This window comes from Sphingomonas sp. NPDC019816 (assembly GCF_050274375.1).
Classification (GTDB): Bacteria; Pseudomonadota; Alphaproteobacteria; order Sphingomonadales; family Sphingomonadaceae; genus Sphingomonas.
Genome location: NZ_JBNNOB010000199.1, coordinates 1 through 4,450, shown reverse-complemented (window position 1 = coordinate 4,450; position 4,450 = coordinate 1). Strand labels below are relative to the sequence as shown.

Sequence of the window (4,450 nt, the reverse complement as noted above, 5' to 3'; positions counted from 1 at the left end):
GACGATCATCACGTCCGACTGGCGCGGTGACGCGCGCGGCGCGGCGCCGAAGCGCTCCATGTCATAACGCGGCATGTTGACGTGGATCATCTCCACCGCGCAGCACGCCAGACCGAAGGTCATCCACCAGAGCGAGCCGGTGCGCGCCCATTGGAACAGCTCCTCGGTCGAGGTGACGAGGAAGCCCTTGTCGGTCAGTTCGCCGTTCAGCCCGTCGAAAAAGCCCTGATCGGGCTGGATGAGGGCCTGGCCGTCATGCACGGCTCCGCCATGGGCCTGCGGCTTGAACTCAACCGGACCGGAGTGAAGATTTACTCCCAATCCAACGCTCCCTTCTTCCACGCATAGACGAGACCCAGCGCGAGCTCGCCGATGAAGATCATCATCGAAAACCAGGCAGTCCAGCCGAGGCTGAAGACACTGACCGCCCAGGGGTACAGAAACGCCGCTTCCAGATCGAAGATGATGAACAGGATGGCGACGAGGTAGAAACGCACGTCGAACTGGCTGCGCGGGTCTTCGAACGCGGGGAAGCCGCATTCATATTCGGACAGCTTCTGCTCATTGGGCTGGTGCGCACCGGTCAGGCGCGCGACGAGCATCGGCAGAAACACGAAGGCCGTCGACAGTGCCAGGGCAACGCCCAGGAACAGGAGGATCGGCAGATATTGCGACAGATCGACCAAGTTTTTCTCTCGCAGATGCGGAACTGGATGCGGACGGCTTTAGGCCGATGGGTCGGCTGGAGCAAGCCAGCGGAGCCATGAGAATGAATCGCAAATGAACCGCGCCATTCATCCCATCCGCCAGGATTTCAGATGGTATCTGAGGGGCTTGAGCGCAATGGCGATCCGCCATCGCGCTCGAAATCCCTCAAAAAACCTTAACGGAGCGCGTTCGCCAGCAGCTTGTGCAGCTTGGAATGCAGACCCTCATTGGCGGCCAGATACTCGCCACGCTCGAGCGACTTGTCGCTGCCACGGAAATCGCTGACGAAGCCGCCGGCCTCGCGGACGAGCAGCATGCCCGCGGCCGCGTCCCAAGGCTTCAGGCCCGACTCCCAGAAGCCGTCATAGCGGCCCGCCGCGACCCAGGCGAGGTCGAGCGCGGCCGACCCGAAGCGACGGATACCGGCGACCTGCGGCGCGATCGCACCGAAAATACGGCTCCACTGGACGAAATCGCCATGCCCCAGGAACGGGATGCCGGTGGCGATCAGCGCTTCCGACAGATCGCGGCGCGACGACACGCGCAGGCGGCCGTCCTGCAACCACGCGCCCCGGCCCTTTTCGGCCCAGAAGCTCTCGTCGGTCAGCGGCTGATAGATCAGGCCGGTGGTGACTTCGCGCTTGCCGTTCGCCAGCGGCTCCTCGACCGCGATCGAGATGGCGAAGTGTGGGATGCCGTGCAAGAAGTTCGAGGTGCCGTCGAGCGGGTCGATGATGAAGCGTGGCTTGGACGGATCGCCCTGGATCTCGCCGCCCTCTTCCATGAGGAAGTTCCAGTCGGGGCGCGCCTTCTTGAGTTCCTCGAAGACGGTTTCCTCGGCGCGCTTGTCGGCCATCGACACGAAGTCGGCGGGACCCTTGCGGCTGACCTGGAGGTGCTGAACCTCGTTGAAGTCGCGGCGGAGACGCGGGGCGGCCTTGCGCGCGGCGCGTTCCATGATGGTGAGAAGCCCGGAGTGCGAGGCCATGATCGTCCTTTCGATCGCGCCGCTGCTTGCCCAGGGCGCTCAAAATTGAAAAGGCCCGCCGCGAACGACGGGCCGGGACGGCGGATGACGGGGTCGCGCTTACATCGCGCCGGTCATCCGCCGATCGTCATCAGTCCGCGCGGCGGACGTAGGTCTGTTCGTACACGTCGACGACGATGCGCGTGCCGCTGGCGATGTGCGGCGGCACCATCACGCGGACGCCATTGTCGAGGATCGCCGGCTTGTACGAGGACGAGGCGGTCTGCCCCTTCACCACGGCGTCGGCCTCGACGATGGTGGCTTCGATCTGGTCGGGAAGCTGGACCGAGATCGGCTTTTCCTCGTGCAGTTCCATCACGACATCCATGCCGTCCTGCAGGAACGCGGCGGCATCGCCCAGCAGGTCGCGCGGCAGCGTGATCTGCTCGTAGCTTTCCTTGTCCATGAAGGTCAGGTCGTCACCTTCCGCGAACAGGAACTGGAAGTCCTTGGTATCCAGGCGGACGCGCTCGACCGTCTCGGCGGAGCGAAAGCGGACGTTGGTCTTGCGGCCGTCGATGAGGTTCTTCATCTCGACCTGCATATACGCACCGCCCTTGCCGGGCTGGGTGTGCTGAATCTTCACGGCGCGCCAGATGCCGCCTTCATACTCGATGATGTTGCCGGGACGAATGTCCACGCCGCTGATCTTCATGGGTCTTCAACCTGCTGGAAAGAGCGAAGGACACCGGCGCGAGATACGCGACCCGGCTTCCTGTGTCGGCCGCTTTAACGCGAAGCGGTCTTTCCGGCAAGCAGCGGATAGGGGTCGACCGGCTCGCCCTGATACCAGCGGTCGCCGGCGCGCATCCAGCTGACCCCGAAATGCAGATGCGTATTGCCCGCCCCCGCATTGCCGGTATCGCCGATATAGCCGACCACCTGCCCACGGGCCACGCGCTGCCCCTCCGCCAGACCCGGCGCATAGCCTTTCAGATGCGCGTAATAGAGGCTCCAGCGCCGGTCGAGCGAGCGGATATACAGCGTATGGCCGCCGCGATCGCTATCGAACAGCTTCTCGATCGTGCCGTTCATCGCGGCGACGACCGGGGTGCCCGATGGCGCCATGAGGTCGATCCCCTGATGCGTGCGCTTGCCGCCCTCGCGCGGATCGCCCCAGTCGTGATGAAGCGACGCGACGGGATAATTGGCGATCGGCATCGCCAGCGCCGCCGCGCTGCCCGCCGCCGGCTGCTGCCGTGGCGCGGCCACTTCGGGTACGACCCCTTCGCCCGGGCCGAAGGACAGGATCGAGAGGAAACCGCCGACCCCGATCACGATCAGCGCCAGCATCACCCATCCGAAGCGCGATAGCGGCCCCCTGCCCCCGCTACGCCTCATTGCGAAGGCGCGGGCAGGCTGTGCGAAGGGGCGTACCGGGGATCGAGCGTCATGCCGTGCGCCGGAGCAGGCGTCGGATGGGTTGCCACGGCGACCAGCGCCATCGCCACGCCGCCAGCCATGGCGATTGCCAGTCTCTTCACGCCCACTCCTTGCGGTCGGTCATCTATCCCAACCTAAACGCGAATAGGCCGCGCTTGTTTCCCAAGCGCAACGGGCAAGCCGGTGGCGGTCAGCCCAGGACCTGGCCGAACGCCTGGATCGCGGCCGCTTCGTCGCCGCTCCACACCGCGCCCGACACCGCCAGGAAATCCGCACCCGCCTTCACCAACGGCGCGGCATTGGCCGGGGTGATCCCGCCGATCGCGACACAAGGCAGCTCGAACAGGGTCGACCACCAGGACAGGATCACCGGTTCGGGGCGATGCGTAGTGTCCTTAGTCGTCGTCGGATAGAAGGCGCCAAACGCGACATAATCCGCACCCGTCTCACCCGCCTCCATCGCGAGGTGGCGGCTGTCGTGACAGGTGATGCCGATCTGCACCGACGGCCCCAGCACGTCGCGCGCCTCGCGCGCATCGCCGTCATCCTGGCCCAGATGCACGCCGTCCGCGCCCAGCCGCTTGGCCAGGCTGATGCTGTCATTGACGATGAAGGCGACCTCACGATCGGCGCAGATGCGTTGCAGCGGCTCAGCCAGCTTGGCGGCGGCGTGCTGGTCCATGTCCTTGACGCGGAACTGGAAGGCCGCGACGGGGCCGGCATCGAGCGCGCGGGCGAGCCGGTCGGCGAAACCGCCGGTCACATCGCGCGGCGAGATCAGATAAAGCTGGCAGGGGGGCCGCCGCATGTCGCGCACAAAGGCGGAGGCGAAATTGGGATCGAGGGGACCCAGGGGATCGTCGTCAAGCGTCATGCCACTTCCCTAGCGCGTGACTGGCCTCGCGTCACCTGCCCGGCGCACCCGGCAAGTGGCGCGGAATGGGCGTCCCGGTTCCCCAACCGGAACGCCCAACCTTAGCAAGAACTTATTCTTCGTTCTTGTAGATCGCGATCAGCTTGTCGAGCATCGCCAGCGCTTCGTCACGCGGACGCTGGAAGGTGTTGCGGCCGATGATCGAGCCGTTGCCGCCACCGTCGCGAATGTCGCGCGCGTCCTGATAGACGGCATCGGCCCCCTTGGCGGCACCGCCCGAGAAGACGACGATGCGGCGGCCGGCGAAGCTCGACTGGACGACATGGGCGACCCGGTCGGACTGCTTCGACCAGTCGGTGCCCTCATAGACCTTCTTGGCCTCGGCCTGTTCGATATGGTCGCTGGGCAGCTTCGCCTTGATGATGTGCGCGCCGAGCAGCGCCGCCATGTGCGCGGCA

Annotated in this window: 6 protein-coding genes and 2 pseudogenes; all 8 read right to left on the bottom strand. The window is 65.5% G+C overall.

The window, feature by feature from the left end:
- Positions 1-321, bottom strand: a pseudogene (locus tag ACQKJZ_RS18215) (NADH-quinone oxidoreductase subunit B); the annotation flags it as partial.
- Positions 312-686 (bottom strand): NADH-quinone oxidoreductase subunit A, encoded by a 375-nt coding sequence (ndhC, locus tag ACQKJZ_RS18210; protein WP_230481820.1) that lies wholly within the window; start codon positions 684-686, stop codon positions 312-314. The pseudogene ACQKJZ_RS18215 and the gene ndhC, both read right to left, overlap by 10 nt.
- Positions 687-883: 197 nt before the next feature.
- Positions 884-1,696, bottom strand: a complete 813-nt coding sequence (locus tag ACQKJZ_RS18205; RefSeq protein ID WP_427732970.1) for an inositol monophosphatase family protein — start codon at positions 1,694-1,696, stop codon at positions 884-886.
- Positions 1,697-1,826: 130 nt separating this feature from the next.
- Positions 1,827-2,390 carry an elongation factor P gene (gene efp, locus ACQKJZ_RS18200; protein ID WP_007403968.1) on the bottom strand — a complete coding sequence of 188 codons (564 nt, stop codon included), beginning with the start codon at positions 2,388-2,390 and terminating at the stop codon, positions 1,827-1,829.
- A gap of 74 nt (positions 2,391-2,464) precedes the next feature.
- On the bottom strand, positions 2,465-3,028 hold the full coding sequence (locus ACQKJZ_RS18195) for a M23 family metallopeptidase (protein ID WP_427732967.1): 564 nt from the start codon (positions 3,026-3,028) through the stop codon (positions 2,465-2,467).
- Positions 3,029-3,072: 44 nt separating this feature from the next.
- Positions 3,073-3,219: a hypothetical protein gene (locus tag ACQKJZ_RS18190; RefSeq protein WP_427732965.1), complete on the bottom strand. Its 147-nt coding sequence runs from the start codon at positions 3,217-3,219 to the stop codon at positions 3,073-3,075.
- Positions 3,220-3,308: 89 nt separating this feature from the next.
- The gene (gene thiE, locus ACQKJZ_RS18185; RefSeq protein WP_427732963.1) at positions 3,309-3,992 is read right to left on the bottom strand and encodes a thiamine phosphate synthase; all 684 of its coding nucleotides are present in this window, start codon (positions 3,990-3,992) and stop codon (positions 3,309-3,311) included.
- Positions 3,993-4,104: 112 nt separating this feature from the next.
- Positions 4,105-4,450 (bottom strand): annotated as a pseudogene (locus tag ACQKJZ_RS18180) (class I fructose-bisphosphate aldolase); the annotation flags it as partial.

Coding starts and splice junctions, on each gene's coding strand:
- ACQKJZ_RS18205 (WP_427732970.1), bottom strand. CDS start 1,696: ATGGCCTCGCACTCCGGGCTTCTCACCATCATGGAACGCGCCGCGCGC.
- efp (WP_007403968.1), bottom strand. CDS start 2,390: ATGAAGATCAGCGGCGTGGACATTCGTCCCGGCAACATCATCGAGTAT.
- ACQKJZ_RS18195 (WP_427732967.1), bottom strand. CDS start 3,028: ATGCTGGCGCTGATCGTGATCGGGGTCGGCGGTTTCCTCTCGATCCTG.
- thiE (WP_427732963.1), bottom strand. CDS start 3,992: ATGACGCTTGACGACGATCCCCTGGGTCCCCTCGATCCCAATTTCGCC.